At 43.2% G+C, this 23,411-nt stretch carries 19 protein-coding genes and 1 pseudogene; 15 read left to right on the top strand and 5 right to left on the bottom strand.

Annotated features, from left to right (window positions below; all coding sequences use genetic code 11):
* The first annotated feature begins 168 nt into the window (after window positions 1-168).
* The 9 genes from carB to DQN48_RS04330 all read left to right on the top strand — a co-directional run bounded on the left by carB (window position 169) and on the right by DQN48_RS04330 (window position 9,306).
* The gene (carB, locus tag DQN48_RS04370) at window positions 169-3,429 is read left to right on the top strand and encodes a carbamoyl-phosphate synthase large subunit (protein WP_013023142.1); all 3,261 of its coding nucleotides are present in this window, start codon (window positions 169-171) and stop codon (window positions 3,427-3,429) included.
* Between the two features lie 60 nt (window positions 3,430-3,489).
* The gene (locus tag DQN48_RS04365; protein WP_197711700.1) at window positions 3,490-3,861 is read left to right on the top strand and encodes a Sua5 YciO YrdC YwlC family protein; all 372 of its coding nucleotides are present in this window, start codon (window positions 3,490-3,492) and stop codon (window positions 3,859-3,861) included.
* Window positions 3,862-3,923: 62 nt separating this feature from the next.
* Window positions 3,924-4,175, top strand: a complete 252-nt coding sequence (locus DQN48_RS04360) for an RNA-binding S4 domain-containing protein (RefSeq protein WP_013023140.1) — start codon at window positions 3,924-3,926, stop codon at window positions 4,173-4,175.
* A gap of 109 nt (window positions 4,176-4,284) precedes the next feature.
* Window positions 4,285-4,821: a 50S ribosomal protein L25/general stress protein Ctc gene (locus tag DQN48_RS04355; protein ID WP_013023139.1), complete on the top strand. Its 537-nt coding sequence runs from the start codon at window positions 4,285-4,287 to the stop codon at window positions 4,819-4,821.
* Entirely contained in the window at window positions 4,821-5,375 is a 555-nt protein-coding gene (gene pth / locus DQN48_RS04350) for an aminoacyl-tRNA hydrolase (protein WP_013023138.1), read from the top strand. Before DQN48_RS04355 ends, pth begins: the two co-directional genes overlap by 1 nt.
* Before the next feature lie 2 nt (window positions 5,376-5,377).
* Window positions 5,378-6,442 carry an LptF/LptG family permease gene (locus DQN48_RS04345; protein ID WP_013023137.1) on the top strand — a complete coding sequence of 355 codons (1,065 nt, stop codon included), beginning with the start codon at window positions 5,378-5,380 and terminating at the stop codon, window positions 6,440-6,442.
* Window positions 6,443-6,497: 55 nt separating this feature from the next.
* Window positions 6,498-7,223, top strand: a complete 726-nt coding sequence (locus DQN48_RS04340; protein ID WP_013023136.1) for a (Fe-S)-binding protein — start codon at window positions 6,498-6,500, stop codon at window positions 7,221-7,223.
* A 9-nt stretch (window positions 7,224-7,232) separates the two neighbouring features.
* Complete coding sequence (locus DQN48_RS04335) at window positions 7,233-8,684, top strand: LutB/LldF family L-lactate oxidation iron-sulfur protein (protein ID WP_013023135.1); 1,452 nt, start codon at window positions 7,233-7,235, stop codon at window positions 8,682-8,684.
* The gene (locus DQN48_RS04330) at window positions 8,677-9,306 is read left to right on the top strand and encodes a LutC/YkgG family protein (protein WP_013023134.1); all 630 of its coding nucleotides are present in this window, start codon (window positions 8,677-8,679) and stop codon (window positions 9,304-9,306) included. The genes DQN48_RS04335 and DQN48_RS04330 overlap by 8 nt, the downstream gene beginning before the upstream one ends.
* Before the next feature lie 363 nt (window positions 9,307-9,669).
* On the opposite strand, the gene ggt is transcribed toward DQN48_RS04330, so the two are convergent.
* Window positions 9,670-11,346, bottom strand: coding sequence for a gamma-glutamyltransferase (gene ggt, locus DQN48_RS04325; protein WP_013023133.1), 1,677 nt, complete (start codon window positions 11,344-11,346; stop codon window positions 9,670-9,672).
* Window positions 11,347-11,530: 184 nt separating this feature from the next.
* Between ggt and DQN48_RS04320 the strand changes: the two genes are divergently transcribed.
* Window positions 11,531-11,983, top strand: coding sequence for a peroxiredoxin (locus DQN48_RS04320; protein WP_013023132.1), 453 nt, complete (start codon window positions 11,531-11,533; stop codon window positions 11,981-11,983).
* 231 nt (window positions 11,984-12,214) lie between these two features.
* Here the strand turns inward: DQN48_RS04320 and DQN48_RS04315 are convergent, their stop codons facing one another.
* The 3 genes from DQN48_RS04315 to purL are packed head-to-tail and all read right to left on the bottom strand — an operon-like array spanning window position 12,215 to window position 15,939.
* A complete protein-coding gene (locus tag DQN48_RS04315) occupies window positions 12,215-12,688 on the bottom strand; it encodes a hypothetical protein (protein ID WP_013023131.1) in 474 nt (157 codons plus the stop codon).
* Window positions 12,688-13,719, bottom strand: a complete 1,032-nt coding sequence (locus DQN48_RS04310; protein WP_013023130.1) for a lipid A deacylase LpxR family protein — start codon at window positions 13,717-13,719, stop codon at window positions 12,688-12,690. Before DQN48_RS04310 ends, DQN48_RS04315 begins: the two co-directional genes overlap by 1 nt.
* A 21-nt stretch (window positions 13,720-13,740) precedes the next feature.
* A complete protein-coding gene (purL, locus tag DQN48_RS04305) occupies window positions 13,741-15,939 on the bottom strand; it encodes a phosphoribosylformylglycinamidine synthase subunit PurL (RefSeq protein ID WP_041913332.1) in 2,199 nt (732 codons plus the stop codon).
* A 203-nt stretch (window positions 15,940-16,142) separates the two neighbouring features.
* Between purL and ppsA the strand changes: the two genes are divergently transcribed.
* Both ppsA and msrA read left to right on the top strand, forming a co-directional pair.
* Entirely contained in the window at window positions 16,143-18,566 is a 2,424-nt protein-coding gene (ppsA, locus tag DQN48_RS04300) for a pyruvate, water dikinase (protein ID WP_041913136.1), read from the top strand.
* A 29-nt stretch (window positions 18,567-18,595) separates the two neighbouring features.
* Window positions 18,596-19,081: pseudogene (msrA, locus tag DQN48_RS04295) on the top strand (peptide-methionine (S)-S-oxide reductase MsrA); the annotation flags it as partial.
* Window positions 19,082-19,443: 362 nt separating this feature from the next.
* Here msrA and argB read toward each other — a convergent pair.
* Complete coding sequence (gene argB / locus DQN48_RS04290; RefSeq protein WP_013023126.1) at window positions 19,444-20,316, bottom strand: acetylglutamate kinase; 873 nt, start codon at window positions 20,314-20,316, stop codon at window positions 19,444-19,446.
* A gap of 59 nt (window positions 20,317-20,375) precedes the next feature.
* Here argB and DQN48_RS04285 point away from each other — a divergent pair, with 59 nt between their 5' ends.
* Genes DQN48_RS04285 through dxr form a run of 3 tightly spaced genes read left to right on the top strand, consistent with a single transcriptional unit; the run spans window position 20,376 to window position 23,258 of the window.
* Entirely contained in the window at window positions 20,376-21,320 is a 945-nt protein-coding gene (locus DQN48_RS04285) for a D-2-hydroxyacid dehydrogenase (RefSeq protein WP_013023125.1), read from the top strand.
* 39 nt (window positions 21,321-21,359) lie between these two features.
* Window positions 21,360-22,154, top strand: coding sequence for a phosphatidate cytidylyltransferase (locus DQN48_RS04280; RefSeq protein WP_013023124.1), 795 nt, complete (start codon window positions 21,360-21,362; stop codon window positions 22,152-22,154).
* 6 nt (window positions 22,155-22,160) lie between these two features.
* Window positions 22,161-23,258, top strand: a complete 1,098-nt coding sequence (gene dxr / locus DQN48_RS04275) for a 1-deoxy-D-xylulose-5-phosphate reductoisomerase (RefSeq protein ID WP_013023123.1) — start codon at window positions 22,161-22,163, stop codon at window positions 23,256-23,258.
* Window positions 23,259-23,411: the final 153 nt, after the last annotated feature.

The following is a 23,411-nucleotide window of genomic DNA, read 5'->3' as shown; positions in this document are numbered from 1 at the left end:
GTTTAGGCAAGTTTTCTCTCACAAATTTAGTTGCAAAAATTATGCCATAAGTGGCAAGGAAGTGGTAAGGAGAAAGTGGCAAAGAAGTCATGGGAGTCCTTGATTTGCAAAAGCTTTTTTTTAGTTATTTGTTAGTAAAATAGAAAAATTTTTGCCTAGGATTTGAACATGCCAAAACGAGAGGATATAAGGACAATTTTATTGATTGGTTCAGGACCCATTGTCATCGGGCAGGCCTGTGAATTTGATTATTCAGGAACACAGGCAGTAAAAACATTAAAATCTTTGGGGTATCGCGTAGTGCTGATTAATTCCAATCCTGCGACAATTATGACAGATCCAGAATTTGCTGATAGGACTTATATTGAGCCCATTACTGAGGAAGTGATTTATCATATCATCCAAACAGAAAAAGTAGATGCAATTTTGCCCACAATGGGTGGACAAACTGCTCTGAATGTCGCAATGAAGATGTATGAAAAGGGAATGCTTGAGGGAATAGAGTTTTTGGGGGCAAGGCCAGAGGCAATCAAAAAGGGCGAAGATAGACAAATCTTTAAAGAAACGATGCTAAAAATTGGCATGGATGTGCCCAAATCTTTTTATGCCTATAATGAAGAGCAAGCCCTTGAGGCTGCTAAAGCCATTGGGTTTCCCATCATCATTCGCGCAAGTTTTACCCTAGCTGGTGGAGGCAGTGGGGTGGCTTATAATATCGAAGAGTTTCAGGCCCTTGCCAAGGCCGGGCTTGAAGCAAGTCCGATTAATGAGATTTTGATTGAGGAGTCTTTGCTAGGGTGGAAAGAATATGAGATGGAAGTCATTCGTGATAAGAATGATAATTGCATCATTGTTTGCAGCATAGAGAATCTTGATCCTATGGGAGTGCACACAGGAGATTCTATCACCATTGCTCCAGCCCTCACCCTCACAGACAAAGAATACCAAAGGATGCGGGATTGCTCTTTTGCCATCTTGCGTGAAATTGGCGTGGACACAGGAGGAAGCAATGTGCAATTTGCCATTCATCCTCAAACAGGCAGGATGATTGTCATTGAGATGAATCCTCGCGTATCTCGCAGCTCTGCACTTGCATCTAAAGCTACAGGATATCCTATCGCTAAGGTTGCTACACTTCTTGCAGTAGGTTTTAGTTTGGATGAAATTGAAAATGACATTACAGGCACTCCTGCAAGCTTTGAGCCCAGCATTGATTATATTGTGACCAAAATCCCTCGCTTTACCTTTGAAAAATTCCCTCAAGCAAATAGCACATTAAGCACTTCCATGAAGAGTATTGGTGAGGTGATGGCAATTGGTGCAAATTTCTACCAAAGCTTGCAAAAAGCCCTCTGCAGCTTAGAAACAGGGCTTTTTGGCTTCAATACCATGAGTACAGATCTTGAAACCATCAAAAAAGAAATTCGCCGCCCTAATGCCAACCGCCTGCTCTATATTGCGGATGCTTATCGCTTGGGTGTGAGTTTGGAAGAAGTGCAAGAGCTTAGTCAAATAGATCTGTGGTTTTTGCAAAAAATTCAAAAAATCATCGCGTTTGAAAAGAGTATTCAAATAGGAATCTTGCAGGACAAAAAAGAAATGTTAGCCGCAAAAAAATATGGCTTTAGCGATAGGATGCTGGCATTTTTACTGCAGAAAAATGAAGGGCTAGAGATTACAGAAAATGAGGTTGCTCAGGCGCGCATGGCGCTGGGAGTAGAGCCAGTCTTTGAAGAGGTGGATACTTGTGGGGCAGAATTTGAGAGTCGCACGCCCTATCTTTATTCGAGTTTTTATGATTTTTGCTTCCATCTGCCAAAGGATTTTTATCCTGAGAAAAAAAAGGTATTGATTCTTGGTGGGGGTCCCAATCGCATCGGCCAAGGGATTGAATTTGATTATTGTTGTGTGCATGCGAGTTTTGCATTGGAGGATATGGGCGTCTCTAGCATCATGTATAACTGCAATCCAGAAACAGTTAGCACGGATTATGACATTAGTGATGTGTTGTATTTTGAGCCCATTGGCTTTGAATTTGTGCGCGCAGTATTGCAAAAAGAAAAACCTGATGGCGTAATCGTGCATTTTGGCGGGCAGACTCCCCTAAAGCTTGCTAAAGAAATTGCGAAATTTGGGATTAAGATCATTGGCACATCTGCCAAAGTCATTGACATAGCAGAGGATCGAGAGAAATTCTCTGCTTTTGTCAAAGAGCATGGCTTGCGTCAACCTGATAATGGCATTGCTTTCAACAAAGAAGAAGCCCATCTCATAGCAAGCAAACTAGGATTCCCAGTCCTAGTGCGTCCAAGTTATGTCCTAGGAGGGCGGGCTATGCGCATCGTAGAGAATGCGCAGGATTTGCGTGCGTATATGGAAGAGGCAGTGCGTGTGAGCGAGGATTCTCCTGTGTTGATTGATAAATTTTTGGATGGAGCCATTGAACTGGATGTGGATTGCATCTGTGATGGAGAGCAGGTGTATATTGGTGGGATATTGCAGCATATCGAAGAAGCAGGGATTCATAGCGGGGATTCTGCTTCTTCCCTGCCCACCATCACGATTGGGGATGCAATGCTTTTAGAGATTAAGCAAACCACTGCATTAATTGCAAAAAAGCTTGGTGTAGTAGGGTTGATGAATGTGCAATATGCAATCTATAATGATGCGCTTTATCTCATTGAGGTAAATCCTAGAGCTTCACGAACCGTGCCTTTTGTAAGCAAGGCCACAGGGATGCCGCTTGCCAAAATCGCTACACGCGTGATGTGGCAGGGCAATCTCAAGGAGGCATTAGAGTTTTATGGATCCTTTGGGAATGTGGAGGTTGAAAATGGCATCTACCAGCCCAAAAAAAGTAGGCATATTGCTGTGAAAGAATCTGTGTTTCCCTTCAATAAATTGCAGGGAGCGGATGTTTTATTGGGACCAGAGATGAAGAGCACAGGGGAAGTAATGGGCATTAGTGATAGCTTTGGATTGAGCTTTGCCAAAAGCCAAATGGCTAGCAAAAACACTTTGCCTATTTCTGGAAAGGTGTTTATCTCTCTTTGTGAAAAAGACAAGAAATACGCAGTGGATATTGCTAGGCGTTTCAAAGAATTGGGATTTGAAATTGTTGCAACAAGTGGCACGCATAGCATCATAGAAAATCATGGCATAGAGGCGCTAAAGGTCTTGAAAATCCATGAAGGAAGACCAAATATCAGAGATTTGATCACCAATGGAGAGATTGATCTAGCCATCAATACCCCAGGCAATCAAAGCGCCAAAGAAGATGCCAAAATCATCCGCGCACAGGTGCTAAAAAGCTCTATCCCCTATTTCACGACATTAGAGGGGGCTAGAGTGGCAAGTGATGCTATCAGGGAAATGCGCATAAAGGATGTGCATATCCCTAGGGCATTGCAAGATTTTTTGCAAGGATGACCCATCATCTACCTCGCTCAGACTGACACCACCATAGGCCTATTGGCATGCGATCCCCTCTTGCTCAATCAAACAAAAGAGCGCCAAGCAAGCAAAAAAGTCTTGCAAGAAGTTGCAAGTCTTTGTGTGCTAAAGCAGTATGTGCGTGTGCCAAGGGCGCATCAAAAGCGTCTGCGCCGAGCCAAAAAGACGACTTTTGTCTATAAAAATACCCAAGCCTTCCGCGTGGTAAAAGATAGTAAGCATTTATTATTTTTGCAAAAATTTTCTAAAATCTATTCTTCTTCGGCCAACAAAAGCACGCAGGAATTCTCTCTGCAATGGGCAAAGGAGCATAGCGATGTATGGGTGATGGATGCGCGGGGATTGTATCAGGATAGGGCCTCTAGGATCTATAAATTCTCAAAAACAAAAATCAAAAAACTGCGTTAAAATTCTGGAAGCTGCCCCAAAAATTTGCAGGCAAGACAAGAGCGAAAATCTAAGGAGTCACCATGCGGATTGATAAATTTCTCAATATCACAAATATCCTAAAAAGGCGCGCGATCGCACAAGACATGTGTGATAATGGGCTAGTGAGCATCAATGGCAAGATGGCAAAATCTAGCAAAGAAGTGCGCGTGGGAGATAAAATCACCCTGACTCTGCTAGAGCGTCAGCGGCATTTTCTTGTGTTGGCCATCCCTACGTGCAAAACCCTGCCCAAAAAAGAGAGCGCAGGATATGTGCAGGAAATTCCAAGCTAATGTGCTATAATTGCGTCTTTTAGTCGTTTGGGCGTCGTCTCCTATTAGACTCTAAACAAAAGGCTTTTTGCAAAGAAGGGACGAAATTTATTTTTAAAAGGATGCAGAAATGTTGGAAGGAAAAGTTAGAGAGAGTATTTCTAAAGCTGAAGTAAAGGCGCTAAGAAACGATGGTTATCTAATTGCAAATATCTATGGAAAAGGGGTGGAGAATATTCATTGCGCATTCAAGCTCAATGATTTCATCCGCACCATCAAAAGCAAAACGCATTTGGTTTTCCCCGTGAGTGTGGGTGGGAAGATGCTGGATGTGGTGGTGCAAGAATATCAAAAAGACCCCGTAACTTCTAATATTTTACATGTGGATTTGATGCTCGCACAAAAGGGTGTGGTAGCAAAATACAAGATCCCAGTCAAAGCCGTGGGCGTGCCCGTGGGGCTCAAAAACAAAGGTGTTTTAATCTATCCCAAAAAGCGCGTGAGTGTGCAAGCAGCCCCAGAGCATCTCATCAATGTGTATGAGCTAGATGTCTCAAAGCTGGATGTGGGAGATTCGATTTTGGTGCGCGATCTCCCAGAGCATCCCAATATCAAAGTGATGGAAAAGCCATCTGTTGCCATTGTTGGTGTCATCAAAGCAAAATAATGACACATCTCATTGTGGGACTTGGGAATCCAGGTCCTCAATATCAAAATACACGACATAATATTGGTTTTGAAGTCATAGAGGCTTTGGCTGATAGCATAAAAATTTCTTTTAGATATGATTCAAAGCTTTTGTGTGAGCTCGCCCAATACAAGACTAAGGAGCAGAATTTTTTTCTCATCAAACCCCAGACCTTCATGAATCTCTCTGGACAAAGTGTGAAAAAGGTGCAAGATTATTACAAGATAGAAAATCTTTTAGTCATTCATGATGAATTAGACATTCCAGTAGGGGCGGTGCGATTCAAATCTGGTGGAGGCAATGGCGGACATAATGGACTCAAATCCATCGATCAAAATTGTGGCAATACATATCAGAGGATGCGCTGTGGCATCGGCAGGAGTGCACTCATTCCTGTGGTGGATTATGTGCTAGGCAAATTTGAAGAGAAAGAGAAAAAGCAGATGATCACGCATTGTGTGAGGGCTCTTTTGGAATTCTTGCAAAACCCAGATTTTGTGCGCATGCAAAATCTCTTTACAATAAAGGGCTAGGGATGTTTTTTTATTTGGGAAGGCAGTTTTTTCGCTTTATCTTGATTGTTTTTAGCGCTTTGGAGATTTTTTTTATCAGTATTGATAGCCTCAAATATCTCGATCAGTTCCCAAGTTCTGCCAACCTCATTGTGTTGTTTTTCGCTTATGATTTTTTGTATGCGCTCAATTACACTTTACCCATTTCTATCTTGCTGGCCACGATTATTTTTTATCTCAATTTAGTCAAATCCAACCAATACACCGCATTTTTAGCACTTGGCTACACGCGCAAGCAAATCCTTGCCCCCGTGTTTTTTATCTCGCTCACCTTCACCTTTCTCTATGTAGGGCTCAATGCCACTCCATTTGTGTATGCACAAGAGAGGGCAGAGGCTATCATGTCTCAGGAGAATTTCACTAATATCACAGAGGATTTGCTCGTAAAATATGAGAATAATTATGTGTATTTCCAAAAGCTCTACCCCCTCATCAAAAGAGCAGAAAATATCAAGGTCTTTGAGTTAGACAAACAAGGACGCCTGCAATCTTTTGCTCAGGCTAAAGATGCGATCTTTTTGCATAATTATTGGGTGCTAAGTCATGCTAGCATCTCCAAAGTCCCCGAAGAGACGACTCTAGGCAAGGCTGGCTTAGAGGTCAGTGAGGTGGATAAATTAAAAATCCTAAAGGGGTTCCGCCCAAAAATTTTAGACACCATCTACCAAAATAAACCCTCAGTTTCTATCATCGATGCGATCCAATCCCTCATTATCCTGCAAAATCAAGATAGCAATAGTGAAAAGATTCGTGCTATTTTGTATGCCTTTATCTTGATTCCGTTTTTTGTCCCACTGACTTCTATCATCATTGGTTTTTATGCACCCACGCTCTCTCGCTACAGCAATCTCGCGCTGTTGGGTTTTATGTTCATTGTTCTTGCCTTGGTTATCTGGGGCTTGTTTTTTGCTTTTGGCAAACTCAGTATCAGCGGGCTGCTCCCCCCAGAGATTATGATGCTCATCCCATTTGGTTTGCTCTGTGTTTTATCCCTGTTCTATTTCAAAAAAATCAATCAAAAAATCTGAATTTTATTTTTTTATTGCTAGAATATTCCAATTTTGACTGACATAAGGAGTGAAAGTGAAGGTTTATTTTTTTGCGACCTGCTTGGGAAACATCGCATATAGCAGCGCATGTGTGAATGCCATCAAGTTATTGCAGCATGCGGGGATGGAGGTGATTTTCAAAAAGGATCAGACTTGTTGTGGGCAGCCTAGTTATAACTCGGGATATTTTGAGGAGAGCAGGAGGGTCGCGCTTTATAATGTGGAGCTTTTTTCTGGAGATCATCCCATCGTTTTGCCAAGTGGATCTTGTGCGGGCATGATGAAGCATGATTATCTTGAGCTTTTTGAGGGGCATCATGAATATGAGCGTGTGAAGCAATTTTGTTCCCGTGTGTATGAGGTTTCTGAATTTTTGGATCAAAAAACAGAGCTAGAGCTCAAAGACAAGGGCGAGCCCATCAAAATCACCTGGCATTCTAATTGTCACGCATTGCGCGTCGCTCAATGCATCCCCTCAGCAAAAAAATTCCTCCACCAACTAGAAAATGTCACCCTCATCGAGTTAGAAAGAGAAGAGGAGTGCTGCGGATTTGGTGGGACTTTTAGTGTCAAAGAGCCAGAGATCTCCAATGCGATGGTGCAGGAAAAAGTCGCAGACATACAGGCTCGCCAAGTGGATTGCTTGGTGGCTGGAGATGGGGGTTGTTTGATGAATATCTCTGGCAAAATGCAAAAAATGGGGCTTAATATCAAAACCATGCACCTTTATGATTTTTTGGCCCAAAGAGCAGGAATTTAAGGACTTATCATGAAAACTTTCTATCATTCTTCAGAAGACTATCAAGAAATCATCCAGCATAAACTCATAGACAAACAACTCCGCACCAATCTCAAATCTGCGATGGACACGCTCAAAAACAATCGCAGAAATCTCATCAATTCTCGCTACACCAAATGGAAAGACCTAAGAGAGCAGGGCAGACAGGTAAAAATCAAGGCACTCACGCATTTAGATGAACTCTTGGAGCGCTTTGAAAAAAATGCTACCCGCAATGGCATTCAGGTGCACTGGGCAAGCACGGGGGAAGATGCCAATAAGATTATTTTTGATTTGATCAAAAAAAACAATGCCACCTCGATTTTGAAGGGCAAATCCATGATCAGCGAGGAAATCCATCTTAATACCTATTTGAAGCAAAGAGGGATTCAAGCTGTTGAAACAGATTTAGGAGAGCTCATCATCCAGCTCATCGATGAAACACCAGTGCACATTGTCGTGCCCGCCGTCCACAAAAATCGCTACGAAATTGGTGAGATCTTCAAAGAAAAGCTCGGAGCCCCGCTAGAAACCCAGCCTGAAAAACTCAATGCCATTGCAAGAAAGCATCTGCGCAAGGAATTTGAAACCTTCAAAATTGGCCTTACTGGCGTGAATTTTGCTATCGCCAATGAAGGGGCCATTTGGTTGGTAGAAAATGAGGGCAATGGCCGCATGACAACCACGGCATGCGACATCCATGTAGCAATTTGTGGAATCGAAAAGGTGATTGAGAGCTTTGAGGATGCATCCGTGCTAGGGACACTGCTAGCTCCCTCTGCCATAGGCGCACCCATCACCTGCTACAATAACATCATCACCTCTCCTAGAAAAGAAGGCGAGAAAGATGGCCCCAAAGAGGTGCATGTCATCTTAGTAGACAATCATCGCTCCAACATGCTCAATGATAAGAATTTTTTTAAATCCCTAAGCTGCATTCGTTGTGGTACCTGCCTCAATCACTGCCCTGTCTATGACAAGATTGGCGGACATGCCTATCTTAGTACTTATCCCGGGCCCATTGGCGAAGTGATCTCACCCCAGCTTTTTGGGATAAATAACTGTGCGCCCATTGTTAATCTCTGCAGCCTTTGTGGGCGCTGCTCAGAAGTTTGCCCCGTGAAGATCCCTCTAGCAGAATTGATTCGCGATTTGCGTAGCGAAAAGGTAGGGCAGGGGTATGGTAAGGTGCTGGGCTATCAAAAAAATAGCCCTGGCCATGCGATGGAGCAAAAAATGATGAATGGCTTTGCTTCCTTTGCGACTTCTGGGAGCAAGTGGAGGAATATGCTTTGGGTTGTAAGGAATTTTGGTGGGCTTGGAAAGCTTTTGCATCCGATGATTCCTGTGCTAAACAAATGGACGAAATATCGTGTGTTTCCCCCCATTGATGCGAGTCTTCATCAGCAAATCCAAAAGCTAAAGGGGGTCATTTATGAGTAAAGAAATGATTTTAAAAAATATCAGGCATGCACTGCAATATCGCGAAAAATTCAATTTCCAAACGCATTTTGTTGATGGCATCAAACACGAAGAAGAGAGTCTGCTTGAGGAATTCATCCAATTTCAGAGCAAAAACAAAGCAGAGCTCATCCATTCAAACCCAGAGAATCTCAAGCAGGATCTAAAGGAGGTCATCAAGAATGCTGGCATCAAAAAGCTGCTCTGTGCCACAGATTTGAGTCTTTACATCACTCAGATTGAAGGCGTGCAGACCTTGCCCTATGATAAGAGTATCGAAGAGAATAGGGAGGAGCTTTTTGGGATTGAGGCTAGCATCATAGAGGCGCGCGTGGGTATTGCAAATTTGGGAATTGTAGGCATCGTGAGTTCGACTGCCTCTCCTAGGCTCACATCCCTCATCGCTCCTCATTGTATCATGCTGCTAGATTCTAAAAAGATCCTAGCCAATCTCTATGAAGGGCTTGAATATCTCAAAAAAATGCAGGATGTCCTGCCTACAAACATCCTATTTATCGCGGGGCCATCGCGCACAGCAGATATTGAGCTGCAGACGGTTTTTGGGGTTCATGGACCACAAAAAACCACCGTGATTCTTTATTGAAATTTTTAAGATTCAAAAAAAAGGGGGGAGGGAGTTTGCAAAGTTTTTATGTCACTTGGATGTTTCTCACAAAAATAGTTTTGGCATAAAAGACTGTGGGCTTTTTGCTTTAGATAGAAAAATCCTGTTTTTTAGCGGATCTTGTGCTTGATTTTTGTGGTGGCAGGATCTTTTTAAATTTCAAGGCATATAAAATTTCAAGATGCACAAAATTTCAGGGTGCACAAAGCACCAAAAAAAGGGATGAGCGCGCGGCGTGCCTCACAATCCCCCGGGGCGTTTGATGTGAGGTAGGGCGCAATGACACAGAGAAAGCAGTGCTAGATGCAAGTGCTTGGGATTTTTCTTGCGCAGGGCAGGGGTTTAGAATTCTCTTCTTGGATCGCTCATGCCCCTAGCCTCACCATTAGGTAGGACAACGATGCCATTTACATCGCCCATAGGAGCTTTTATTGAGAGCTTGTGCCCCTTTTTTTCTAGCGCATCAGCCACATCTTTTGGTACAGCGTATTTCTCCAACCTGATCTCATCGGGTAGCCATTGGTTGTGGAATCGTGGGGCCAAAATTGCTTCACTGATATTCATATCATGATCAATCACATTTACAATCACTTGCAAAACCGTCGTGATGATTCTCGCCCCGCCAGGACTGCCCACGACCATGAAGGGTTTGTTATCCTTCAATACGATGGTGGGAGTCATCGAGCTAAGCGGCCTTTTCTTGGGTGCGATGGCATTGGCATCCCCACCCACTAGACCATAGAGATTGGCCACACCTGGCTTGATGGAAAAATCATCCATTTCATTATTGAGCAAAAATCCCGCATGATTGACTGCCGCACCCGATCCATAGCTGCCATTGATGGTATAAGTCACGCTCACAGCATTGCCCATTTTGTCCACCACCGAATAATGGGTGGTTTGATTGCTTTCATAACTACCTAGACCGGGTTTAAGCTTTGTGCTGGGAGTGGCGTTGGGGGTGATTTTGGAATAAATGCTTTTTGCATAGGCCTTGTCGATGAGTTTTTTCACAGGCACTTTGATAAAATCTGGATCGCCTAGGTATTCTGACCTATCCGCATAGGCCTGTCTCATTGCCTCTGCCATGAGGTGGATGGTATCTGAGCTACCAAATCCCATTTGCTTGATATTGGCATTTTCTAAGACATTGAGCATCTGGATGAGATGTACCCCACCAGAGCTAGGCGGCGACATGGAGATGATTTCATAACCCCGATAAGTGCCCCTTACTGGCTCTCTCCATGTGACCTTATAGCTTGCTAGATCTTTTTTTGTCATGATTCCTTTGTTTTTCTTCATGTCCTCTGCGATCTTATCTGCAATTGGCCCCTTATAAAAAGCATCCGGCCCATCTTTTGCAATCAGTCTTAGGGTATTTGCTAGATCTTTTTGGACAAGCAGATCTCCTGCCTTGTAGGTGCTCCCATCGGGTTTGAAAAAATATTTTCGCGTGGATGCAAATTTTTGTAGTTGCTCTTTCATCTTAGCAAAAGTCTGTTCCTGTCTATAGGAGACCCTATAGCCATTCTGGGCGAGTTTTATGCTGGGGGCTAGGAGATCTGCGAGCTTCTTGGTGCCATATTTCTCTAGCATGGCACTCATGCCAGCTACTGTGCCTGGCACACCAGCAGCCAAGTATCCAAAAACACTCGCATCCTTGATTACATTGCCCTTGGCATCCAGATACATATCTCTTGTGGCAGCCAATGGTGCAGTTTCTCGAAAATCTAGCGCTAGATTCTTGCCATTTTTAAGATGGATAATCGCAAAGCCACCCCCTCCAATATTTCCTGCAGCAGGATGCACCACTGCCAAAGCATAGCCCACAGCCACAGCTGCATCAATTGCGTTGCCACCAGCATTCAATACATCTTGCCCGATTTTGCTGGCCAAAGGATGGCTTGTTACTACCATGCCATTTTTGGAGCGATAGGGCGCTGGTGCCGCTCCCCATGACAAAACCATCGCACTAATACCAATCACCAATGTTTTGAAAACAAAGCCTTTTGCAAGCATGAAGACCCCTTTTTAATAATTTACGTTTGAATACTATAATAAAACCCTCTTTGATTGAATGCCATACCAAAAAAGCAAATTTCCCAAAAAACAACTGTTACCAAACAACTCACACACCCATCAAGTGGCAGAAAATGGAAATGGTGTGGCAAAAGGGGATTACAAAATCACGAAAGGATGAGACATGTTAAAAATAGGAGACAAAGCGCCAGAATTTTGCCTGAAAAATCAAGATGACATTGAGATTAGCTTAAGGGATCTTGGAGGAAAGATTGTTGTTCTTTATTTTTATCCCAAAGACAATACACCAGGCTGCACATTGGAGGGGCAGGAATTTAGCGCGCTTCTACCAGAATTTGAAAGCAAGAATGCTCTAGTTATTGGCATTAGCCCTGATAGCACCAAAACACACAAAAATTTTATTACCAAGCAGCAATTTGGGCATATGTTGCTTAGTGATGGTGATAAAAGCGTCGCAACCCGCTATGGTGCCTATGGCAAAAAAATGATGTATGGTAAAGAAGTCATGGGCATCATTCGCAGCACCTTTATCATAAAAGATGAGATAATTCAAGAGGCGTTTTATAATATCCGTGCCAAGGGACATGCAAAGGCTGTGTTAGAAAGGATTCAATGACTAAGCAATTATAGGCATGCTGGGGTTTTAATGCTAGAAGATTTAGGGCTATGCTAGAGATTTTTCACGGGGAGGCTTGGAGAGAGGTTTCCATTGATGCTTAAGAGGGTGGGTGATTGAGGTTTTGGGATTGCCTAGCTCAAAGTGCTTAAATGGCACCCGCGCCAAAATCCAGTCAAATTTAATTCAGCTCAATCAGATTCAGCTCAATCAAATACAACTGAATTTTGCCTACCACTCCTCTCCAATCCCCAATAAAACACAGCGATTAAAGCCAGGCAGAGAGCAATAAGCATAGAGGATGTGGCTTTTTTTGAGATTTTGCAAATCAGTGTAATAGCGCCCATCAAAGCGATAATGAAAAGTTTTGGCCCTCCTATCATCGATGTCCTCTGCCAAAATCCCATCCATGCTCACACCTCCAAAATCACTATACAGCGGCTTAGATCTCTTGTAAATGGCAATCATGACAAGCAGAGAGCTTGCAAGGGATTTTTTTTCTTGGGGAGATAGGGCGTAATAGCTTTTGGTATCAATGAGAAAAAAATCTCTAAAGCGCACGTATTGCGCATTTGCACTCTGCTTCTTGACTGCGAGATAATAATTTTTTAGCATGGCAGAATTTTTGGAGAGATGGGAATTGATATCAGAATCCTGGGCCAAAGAAAGCCCAATGACACAGAGAAAAAAGAGGGCTTTTTTCATCAAAAAGCAAAGCTTAGCACAATGCTACCAAAGCTATGCGCCCCCCTTTGGGCTTGAAACTGCTTGCTTAAGCGTGTGATTACATAGGAGAATCGAAAGCCCTTGTACATGATGCTAGCCCCAAATTCCAAATCATAGATAAAATGCTCAAGCGATAAATCTGTAGGAGGGCCAAAGCTATTGCCTTGGATGAAGATGTTGCGGATCACATAGGAGCCAGAAACACCTCCAAATACATAGAAGGAAAAAGCATCATTATAGGGCTTGCTTCCCAAAAAGCCGGTATTAACCTTCTCCACCCCAAAATCGCTTTTGAGATTATAGCCCATGCGCAATCTCCCGCCAAATCCTGCAAAAGTCTTGGCATTGCCAAGGGCTACTTTTAGGCCTGGCAATACATCAATGGAGAAGTACCTGCTATCAAGAAGCGTAAATCTATGGATGTATTCATATGTCAGATTTAGGATAAATTCATTTTTTAGCTGGCGATTCCAACCATAAAAAATAGGATTATGCGTGAGATGATGGATGAGTGCCTGTGTCTGCTTACCCAGTGCATCAGGCCCCACGACTCCGATTTGGAGTTGGAGATCTTCTATGCTATTTTCCCTGCGCTGTGAGATGAGAAAATTTAGGCTCAAATATCCCGCATAGGGATGGGTTTTGGGACCAGGATTTGCCTTCCTGGATATGGGGGTGTAGAGATCTTGGTTGATTGCAATTTGCCAGCGTGAGGCCTTGGGCGATCGAAAATCATAGCTCAAATAGCCAAGCCAACTATTGAGATATTCCTTGGAAGTGTAGTTGAAGTTGGTTCCTGCAGTATAGAAGCGATCAACATGTGCATTGAGATACGCATCATTTTCTGTGATGATAGTAAAAAAACTCTTGTGATAGGGAGTTAGACTTGATTCTTTTTTGGGTGTCTCTTTGTTTGGAGACTCTGTGGAGGGTTCTTTTGTTTGAAGTTCTGTGAGATTTTCTGCAAAGCTAAAATGAGAAATAAAAAATAAAAGAGCAATTTTTTTCATTGTGTTTTCACCTTTGTTTTGTTATGAGAGATATTTGGAAAAGCTTGTGTAATAGGCTTGTTTTGCTTTTTCTAGAGGGAGGGAAATGGTATCAATTTGGATTTGTGCTCCGCCTATGCTGCCAATTCTCTGGCAGGCAATCTGATGTCTTTTTGCAAGAGTGGCAATTGCCTCTATATTTTCTTGTGCACACTCTAGGATCATGAGACTTTGAGATTCTGCAAAGAGCAGGGCTTGGGGGAGGGAGGTGGAAACTTCCACTCCTCTCTGGCCCAGTATCGCCATTTTGCTAAGGGCTAGGGCGATGCCACCTTTGCCCACGCTTTTGGCGCTTATAATGAGATCTTTTTGCGTGCAGGCAATCATGAGATCCCACAAAGCACGCTCTCTGTAAAGATCTATCTGTGGACAATCCCCACTAATTGCGCCATTAAATAATAATCGCTGTGCTAGGCTCCCTCCAAATTCCTCCCTCACCTCACCAAGCAAAATCAAGGCATTACCCTCTTTTTTGATGGCAGAATTCCATACTCTATGCACATCATGATGCAGCCCTACGCTGACAATAGTGGGAGTGGGGTAGATATCTCTATCATCTGTTTGATTATAGAGCGAGACATTTCCGCTTACCACGGGAGTTTTGAGGATCTCGCAAGCCTCCTTGATGCCACTAGTAGCTTCTTTGAGTTGCCACATCACTTCAGGATTTTCTGGATTGCCAAAATTCAAACAATCACTGATTGCAAGAGGAATAGCCCCGCGCGCTATGCATTTTCTCCCCGCCTGTGCTACGGCTATCTTGCTGCCAACTTGAGGATTGAGATAGCAATAATGTGGGGAGCAAAAAATTGCCAGGGATAATGCGGTGTGATTTTCTTTGACGCGAATCGTACTTGCATCAAGCTTGCCAGGGCCTTGCAGGGTATTTGTCTGCACCATGCTATCAAATTGCTCATAGATATAGGATTTATCAGAAACTTCGATGCTAGAGAGCATTTGCAATAGCAAAACATTGGGATCTGTGATCTGTGGGATTTGTGCTTTTGCCCGCAAGGATTTGAGATAGCTAGGCTCTTGTGTGGGGCGATTTAGCAGGGGGGCAGATTCTGTGATGGGAGAAATGGGCAGGGATGCGCAAAGTTCCCCATGCCAATAAAGCTCCATTTTCCCACTATCACTCACCTCCCCAATGATTGCTACATCTACCTCCCATTTCTCAAAAATCTCTATCACCTCTCTCTCTTTGCCTTTTTTGGCGCAGATAAGCATCCTCTCTTGGGATTCGCTAAGCATCAATTCATAGGGCGTCATGCCTTCCTCGCGCATGGGCACTCTATCAAGATGCAGGATCATCCCGCTGCCACTGCGTCCAGCCATCTCAAAGCTAGAGCTCGTAAGCCCCGCTGCGCCCATGTCTTGGATCCCGATGATGAGATCTTTTGCAAAAAGCTCTAAGCAGGCCTCTAATAGGAGTTTTTCTGCAAATGGATCGCCAATTTGTACTGTGGGGCGTAGGGATTTGGAGCCTTCATCAAATTTATCACTACTCATTACAGCACCCCCTAGGCCATCCCTCCCTGTTTTGCTCCCCACATAGATCACAGGATTTCCCACACCCTTTGCCTTTGCATAAAAAATCTCTTCTTTTTTCACGATCCCTAGGCTAAAGGCATTGACCAAAATATTGCCATCATAGCAGGGATCAAAGCTAGTTTCTCCGCCGATGGTGGGTACCCCCATGCAATTGCCATAGCCAGCAATGCCACCTACCACGCCTTTTAGCAAGAATTGATGCAGTTTGTTTGTGGGATTTCCCCCATCTATGCGTCCAAAACGAATGGAATTCAAACTCGCTACAGGACGCGCACCCATGGTGAAAATATCGCGCAAGATCCCGCCCACCCCCGTGGCAGCTCCCGCATAAGGCTCTATGAAGCTGGGATGGTTGTGGGATTCTACTTTGAACACCGCGCAATAACCCTTGGTGATATCAATCACGCCTGCATTCTCTCCTGGTCCCTGCACGACCCATGGGGCCTTGGTGGGAAAGCCTCGCAAGTATTTTTTGCTAGATTTGTAGCTGCAGTGCTCACTCCACATCGCAGAAAATATCCCAAGCTCGACTAGGTTGGGTTCCCTGCCTAGAATTGCTTGGATCTTCTCATAGTCCTCAAAACTTAATTTATGCTTGTCTAATTGCTCCTGTAAATTGGCGGGCATTTTTACCTCAAGAATTCCGAAATTTTGATTTTGGGATTTTAACAAAAAGACCCGTGTTTTTGTAATAAAAAGATTTCTGAAAACTAAGTTTTGCGCACCTGCATAAGTTTTTATAAAGATTTATCTATTACAATAATGCCTAGACCTATTTTTGAATGGGTTTGCGACAAAAATCACATCAATGCTGGAGAGAAAAAGAGATCATGAAATACATCAAGTTTTTTAGGGAATTGAATAACAAGGACGTTCCACTGGTGGGTGGCAAGAATGCTAGCATAGGCGAGATGTTTCAAGAATTAGTACCCGTGGGTATCAAGGTGCCCAATGGCTTTGCAATCACTAGTGAAGCTTATTGGTATCTGCTAGATAGTGGAGGCATCAAAGAAAAAATCATAGAATTATTAAAAGATGTTGATGTAACAGAAATTGATGTATTAAAAACGCGCTCCAAAAAAATCAGAGAATTGATTTTTGGTACCCCATTGCCCGCTGATCTTAGGGATGAGATTTTTGAGGCATATGAGATTTTGAGCGAGGAATATGGCATGAAGCATGCAGATGTGGCAGTGCGTAGTTCTGCTACTGCAGAAGATTTGCCAGATGCGAGTTTTGCCGGACAACAAGACACTTATTTGAGTGTTAGAGGACAGACGGGGCTTATCCATTATATTAAGGCTTGTTTTGCTTCTCTTTTTACAGATAGGGCGGTAAGCTACCGTGCTTCTAGGGGGTTTGATCATTTTAAGGTTGCTCTTTCTGTGGGCGTGCAGAAAATGATTCGTGCTGATAAGGGCAGCTCTGGAGTAATGTTCTCCATTGACACAGAGACGGGATTTAGGGATGCGGTTTTTATCACATCGAGTTGGGGATTGGGGGAGAATGTCGTGGGAGGGACGGTGAATCCTGATGAATTTTATGTATTTAAACCCACGCTTCAAGAAGGAAAACGCCCCATCATCAAAAGACAGCTGGGACACAAACATGTAAAAATGGTCTATGCACCCAGTGGCAGTGATCATCCTACCAAAAACATTGCCACCACCCAAAAAGAAATGCAAACCTTCTCCATCACAGATGAAGATATCTTGACGCTTGCAAGATATGCCATGAGGATTGAAAAGCATTATTCTCAAGAAGCTGGGGAATACCGTCCTATGGATATGGAATGGGCAAAGGATGGGGATAGTGGAGAGATCTTCATCGTGCAGGCGCGTCCTGAAACCGTGCAAAGTCAAAAGAGCAAAAACAACACTCAAGTCATTGAAAAATATAAATTTAAATACAATGATGAAAGAGAGGTGGTCATAAAGGGCAGGGCAACAGGCGGAAAAATTGGAGTGGGAAAGGTAAGAATTATCAATGATATTGAGCATATGAACACCTTCAAAGAGGGCGAGATTCTTGTAACAGATAACACAGATCCTGATTGGGAACCTGTGATGAAAAAGGCTGCGGCTGTTATCACCAATCGTGGTGGTCGGACCTGCCATGCAGCAATTGTGGCTAGAGAAATTGGCGTGCCTGCGATTGTAGGAGCAGTAGGGGCAACAGATAGACTTTATACAGGCATGGAGGTAACGGTGTCTTGTGCTGAGGGAGAGGAGGGCTATGTGTATGCAGGGATCCATGAATATGAGGTAAAAAAAATCGAACTAAGCAATCTAGGCAATACCAAGACAAAAATTTATATGAATATTGGAAATCCTGCAAAGGCCTTTAGTTTTTCGCAACTGCCCAGTGATGGAGTAGGTCTTGCAAGAATGGAGCTTGTTATCCTCAATCAAATCAAGGCCCATCCTCTTGCACTCGTGGATATCCAAAACGGAAAAACAGATGTGCCAGATTTTAAAGAAATCAAAAAACTCATTTCAGGCTATGATAATCCCAAGGATTTTTTCATCAAGAAAATCGCTGAGGGGATGGGCATGATTGCTGCAGCATTCTATCCTAAGCCTGTGATTGTTCGCACCAGTGATTTTAAATCCAATGAGTATCGAGGGATGATCGCAGGGACAAACTATGAACCCCAGGAAGAAAATCCTATGCTTGGCTATAGGGGTGCGAGCAGATATTATTCAGAACTTTATCGCGCTGCATTTGAGTGGGAGGTCCAAGCCCTTGCCATGGTTCGCGAGGAAATGGGGCTGACCAATATGCAGGTGATGATTCCCTTTTTGCGTACATTAGAAGAGGGCAGAAAGGTGCTAGAGATCCTGCGTCGCAATGGGCTAGAATCTGGAAAAAATGGATTGAAAATCTACATCATGTGCGAACTTCCTGTCAATGTAATTTTGGCAGATGAGTTTCTCAATCTTTTTGATGGTTTTTCTATCGGTTCCAATGATCTCACACAGCTTACTTTGGGAGTAGATAGAGATGGGCAGCTTGTGAGTCATATTTTTGATGAGCGCAATCCTGCAATGCTTGAGATGTTTAAGCGCGCGATAAAAGCCTGTCAAAAGCATAAAAAATATTGCGGGATTTGTGGACAAGCACCAAGTGACTATCCAGAAATCGCGGAATTTTTGGTAAGAGAGGGGATTAATTCTATCTCCTTGAATCCTGATTCCATCGTAGAGACTTGGACTAAGGTCGCAGAGCTAGAAAAAACCCTTGGCCTTTCTTGATGGAATTAATAGAAAATTAGGAGCGAGAAATGAGAGAGGTAATTTATTTGGCTGGGGGTTGCTTTTGGGGATTGGAGGCGTATATGAAGCGCATCTCTGGCATCAAGGAGGTGCTTGTTGGATATGCAAATGGAAATCGTGAGCATACCAGCTATGAAGAACTGCATGAAAGCGATCACGCCGAAACAATAAGGATTGTCTTTGAATCAGAAGAGCTAAGTTTAGAGAGGCTCTTGGGTTATTATTTCAGAGTGATTGACCCCACCAGCATCAACAAGCAGGGCGGGGATCATGGGCGCCAATATCGCACTGGGATTTACTACATAGACAGCAATCACTATCCAAGGATCTTTAGCGCCCTAGAGCAGCTTCAAAAACAGCATCAAAAAAAGATCCAAATTGAGCTAGAACCTTTGAGAAATTTTGTCGTGGCTGAGGAATATCATCAAGATTATCTAGGAAAAAATCCTGGTGGTTACTGTCACATCGATATCACAAAGGCCAGCGAACTCTTAGACTAAATCTCTTATTCCATGTTCATGAGTAAATTGTAGATTTAATTTTTTAGTAAAATTAAGTTATGAAAACTGTAATTTTCACTAAAATAAATTTTTCCAACAGAGATCCTCTGCAACCTTGTGCGCTTATCGCATACCCTATCCATACGCTACATTTGCTTTAGTCAACAAAATTTTATTCAGGGATTTGTTTTTCAATTTTTCAATTATTATGTGCCAAACCCCTAATAATGCAGCACCCATCCCAACAATGCCACAAAGCCTCGCCCAATTTAGGGAGTGTTGTTGTGCTATCCTCGCCCAAAGGCCCTTATCTGCACTTTTTGTGCTTCAAAATACATCCAAAAATCCCCAGAAACTCACACAATCTCTGTGCCAACCCCCCCGCTGGTAAAAAGCTCTAGCAAGAGAGAGTGCTCGATTCTGCCATCGATGATATGGGCTTTTTTGACATGATTTCTCACGCATTCTAGACAAGAAGAGATCTTTGGAATCATCCCTCCAGTGATTACCCCCTGCTCCTTGAGGGAGAGGAAGAGCTCTTCATTGATGCTTGGGATCAATGCACCCTTGTCATCTAGAACACCCTTGGTGTCTGTGAGGAAAAGGATCTTTGAGGCATTGAGTGCCTTTGCGATCTCGCAAGCCACGTAATCTGCATTGACATTCAATCCCAAATGCCCCAAACCTTCTCCATATGCAATAGGTGCAACCACAGGGACAAATCCTCCTTCTAGGAGTGAGAGAATTAACTCAGGATTGACTTTTGTAATCTCGCCTGTGTAATTATTGTCCTTGGAATCTGCGCAAAACAAATGTCCATCTTTGCCACTAATCCCGATGGCCTTGGCACCATGGGCGTTGAGAAAATCACAAAGCTCTTTATTGATATTCCCGCTTAGCACCATTTCTACCACGGGCATGGCCTCCTTGCTCGTGATGCGCACACCATTTGCAAATTCGCTTGGAATCCCTAAGCGATCTAGCATTTGATTGATGTCCTTGCCTCCACCATGAACAATCACCACCTTGATGCTTAAAAGTCGCAAAAGCACAATGTCTCTGGCAAAATTAAGTTTTAGTTTGGGATTGATTTGCGCAGATCCCCCGTATTTTATCACCATGACTTGATGTTGAAATTGTTGAATAAAGGGAATGGAATCTAATAAAATATTAATAACATTGTTTCGTTTCAAACCTCTAACCTCAAAAAATTTGCTAATATTTTGCACGAATCATAACCTAAAAAATCCTGCATGGCAAATGCGTAAATAAATAAAAAAGGATGAAAATGAAAATTGTTCTTCTTGATGCTCAAACTTTGGGAGAGGTGGATTTGAGTTTGTTGGAACAGTGGGGAGAATTTCTCTCCTACCCCATCACCTCAGATTCTGAGCTTTATGATCGCATCAAGGATGCGCAAATCCTCATCACCAACAAAACTCAACTACGCGCAGAGATTCTGCAGCGCTGCCCTAACCTCAAGCTCATCGCAGTGACTGCCACAGGCACAGACATCATTGATGTGGAATGCGCCAAAAAACTCGGTATAGAAGTCAAAAATGTAGCAGATTACTCCACAAAGAGCGTAGCCCAGCATACTCTGACCCTTGCGCTTGATTTGCTTTTGCGTACTCGATATTATGATGATTATTGCAAATCTGGAAGCTGGAGCAATAGCTCCATCTTTACTCATGTTGGCAAGGGGCTTAGGCAAATGGATGGCAAAGAGTGGGGGATTATTGGACTGGGAAGCATTGGCAAGGAAGTGGCAAGAATCGCCCAGTGTTTTGGCGCAAAAATCTCCTATGCTTCTGTGAGCAAGCAACCACAAAAAGATTGCCCATATGCCTACAAAGATTTGGAAGATTTGCTAAGTAGCTCAGATATCATCTCCATTCATGCCCCACTTAGTGACAAAAGCAAAAATCTCCTAAACTCCCAAAATCTCTGCAAGATTCGCGATGGATCCATCCTCATTAATGTGGGGCGTGGGGGAATCGTTAATGAAGCAGATATTGCAAAAGAATTACTAGAAAGGGAATTGTATTTTGGTGCAGATGTGCTTGCAAGTGAACCCATGAAAAAAGATCATCCCTTTCTCAACCCTGCCCTACACGCAAAGATGATCCTCACCCCACATATTGCTTGGGCATATGAGCATTCCCGCAAAATTTTAGTCCAAAAGGTCTTGGAGAACATTCAAGAATTTTTAGCCAGACAAGCAAAGCAATAGAGCTTTGCTATAATGGAAAGCTATGATTGAAGGATACAGATGAATCTAAAAAATGCCTTTTTGAATGAAAAGAAGCGCTATGTCACAGGGATCATCCTCCTTGTGATTTTTGTAATTTTGGTGTGGATTAATAATGTCTATCTCATTTGGGCTACCTTGGGCCTCACTCTTCTGGCTGCACTCAAAGAGAGTTTGGTGCTGCTAGGCTGCAAGCAGTCTTTTTTGCTCTTTGTCTTTACATCCCTGGTGTGGATTTCGGCGTTTTTCAACCAAAACCCCATGGAATCTGCCATTTTTGGTGCAATGCTTCTAAGCGGGATTTTGGCCTATAGACAGAGCTTTAGCCCGCGCTATATTCTTGCCTTCCTCTACCCTACCCTGCCATTTCTTACGCTATTTTCTATTTACAAAGATTTTGGCATCGAGGCCATTGTCTGGCTTGTCATCATCATTGCACTCTGTGATAGCGCGGCATATTTTGGTGGCAGGATCTTTGGCAAAACCCCCCTAAGCCCAAGCTCTCCAAAAAAAACCATTGAGGGCCTACTCATTGGCACCTTTTTCTCTGTTGTCATTGGTAGCCTGCTTGGCATTGGGATTTTGCACCAAGGCTTCTTGGTTTCATTTTTTATTAGTCTTGTTGTTGCGCTCTCTGGAGTATTGGGAGATTTGTTTGAGAGTTATCTCAAGCGCAGGGAGAATCTCAAAGATAGCGGGAGTTTTTTGCCAGGGCATGGAGGGATTTTGGATCGTTTTGATGCGATTTTATTTGGCGCCATTGCCATGCATTTTCTACTGTATTTTTCCCCCACCTATGAAACAAGCTTTTTTTAAGATTCCATGGTACTACTAGGCAGCACGGGATCCATTGGGGTGCAAACCCTAAGCATCGCAAAATTATGGAATCTTGAGGTGGAGGTTTTGTGCGCGGGGAGGAACATCCCCCTACTCAATGAGCAAATCGCCATCCACCGACCAAAAATCGTTGTAATCCAAGACAGAAATGACGCCACAAATCTCAAAGCACTGGGTGCGCGTGTACTCTTTGGAGATGAGGGGATTTTGCAAGCGATTGCAGATTCTTGCTCCAAACTTGTTGTAAATGCACTTGTTGGATTATCAGGACTTGCTCCAAGTCTAGAAGCAAAGAAGCAGAAAAAAACCCTAGCGCTCGCCAACAAAGAAAGCCTGGTAAGCGGGGGTTGGCTATTGCAAGATTATCCCATCATCCCAGTGGATAGCGAGCATTTTGGGATTTGGTATCTTTTAAGCACGCATCCCAGGCACAGCATTCAAAAGCTTTGTATCACCGCAAGCGGAGGGGCATTTCGCGACACTCCCATACAAGACATTGCCACAAAAAAACCAGAAGACGCCCTGTGTCATCCCAACTGGAAAATGGGAAATAAAATCACCATTGATTCTGCCACGATGGTCAATAAGCTTTTTGAATTACTCGAGGCAAAATGGCTCTTTGGGATAGAGAATCTGGATGCGTTGATTGAGCGCAGCTCCATTGTCCATGCGATTGTGAGCTTTAAGGATGGCTCCTCTATCGCGCATTTTGCAAATCCTGATATGGCATTGCCCATCTCCTATGCACTCAATCCCATTCGTGCAAAGCAAGAGTGTCTCACCCCTGCGCTAGATTTTTGCAGTCTCAAAGCCATTGCATTTGAAGAAATCTCTCCCCTACGCTATCCCATCTGGGAGGCACGCGAAATGATTTTGCAAAATCCAAGGCTTGGAGCAGCGCTAAATAGTGCTAATGATATTCTGGTAGTAGCATTTTTGGAGCAAAGCATCTGCTTTGGTGAGATTTCTAGAGGGATTTTATCTGTGCTTGAGCATTTTGCGTCTCAAACCCCAAATTCTTTGCAAGAAATTTTTACACTGCATCAAGAAATCCAAATCTTTCTCCAATGCAGAGAAAAGTAGAAGATTTTGGAAAATTTATTAAAGTTTTGTGATATTTTTGAAGAAATATTTCTATTTTATATTATAATTTCGTTTTACTTTTTGTAAATCCGAATTGGCATATTGTGGCAGGGGGTTTTCCACAGTAATTAGAGCTAGCTCCTAGAATCTCCC

The organism is Helicobacter mustelae (assembly GCF_900476215.1).
GTDB lineage: Bacteria > Campylobacterota > Campylobacteria > Campylobacterales > Helicobacteraceae > Helicobacter_H > Helicobacter_H mustelae.
Note: the sequence above shows the minus strand (reverse complement) of the source record. Positions and strands in the feature narration are given on the sequence as shown.